General features: G+C 64.4%; 1 protein-coding gene. It reads left to right on the top strand.

What is annotated here, in order from left to right:
• Nucleotides 1-107: 107 nt before the first annotated feature.
• Nucleotides 108-848 (top strand): IS110 family transposase (locus VQ044_RS25380; protein ID WP_331827912.1); only part of this gene is annotated, 741 nt, incomplete at its 3' end.

The following is an 848-nucleotide window of genomic DNA, read 5'->3' as shown; positions in this document are numbered from 1 at the left end:
CTAGACCACATGTTCGCCTGAGATAGGGCGACCCGTCTCACAGTATGCAGGTTTCGAGGGTTGCGCCGGATATCCCGGTGCCGTGCCTCATGCATAGGAGACGGGCCATGAGCGAACATATCACCTACGTCGGTTTGGACGTTCACAAAGAGACGATTTCGGTCGCTCTGGCGGACAGTGGCAGGCGCGGGGAAGTCCGCGAACACGGACAGATTTCGAATACGCCTGCGGCTTTGACGCGTCTTTCGAGCAAGCTGGCCCAGCCGGGAGTGGTGCTGCGGTTCTGCTACGAGGCCGGACCATGCGGCTATGGCATTCAGCGGCAACTGACCGCGGCGGGGCATGACTGCGTGGTGGTGGCTCCCTCGCTGATCCCGCGCAGGCCGGGAGATCGGATCAAGACGGATCGTCGGGACGCGATCAATCTGGCGAAGCTGCATCGGGCTGGCGAACTGACGCCCGTATGGGTTCCCGACCTTGCCCATGAGGCGGTGCGCGATCTGGTTCGCGCTCGCCTGGCCGCAGTCCGCAGCCTGCGGCAGGCCCGTCAGCAACTCTCCGGATTTCTGCTGCGTCAAGGGTTCCACTATAATCGTCCCGCCTGGACGCAGATGCACCGTCGGTGGCTGGCCGGGCTGCAGTTCGAGCAGCCCGCCCACCACATCGTCCTGGAAGACTGTCTGTCAACGATCGAAGCCGCAACGACCCGTCGTGATCGGCTGACGGCGCAGATCGAGACCATGCTCGCGGACTGGGCCCTGGCGCCGGTGGTCCACGCCCTGCAGACGCTTCGCGGAATGGCCCTTGTGACGGCCGCGACCGTGATCGCGGAACTCGGCGACATCACG

It is taken from the genome of Aurantimonas sp. C2-5-R2, assembly GCF_036549495.1.
Taxonomy (GTDB): Bacteria; Pseudomonadota; Alphaproteobacteria; order Rhizobiales; family Rhizobiaceae; genus Aurantimonas; species Aurantimonas coralicida_A.
The sequence above is the reverse complement of the archived record's forward strand: the minus strand, read 5'-3'. Positions and strand labels throughout refer to the sequence as shown.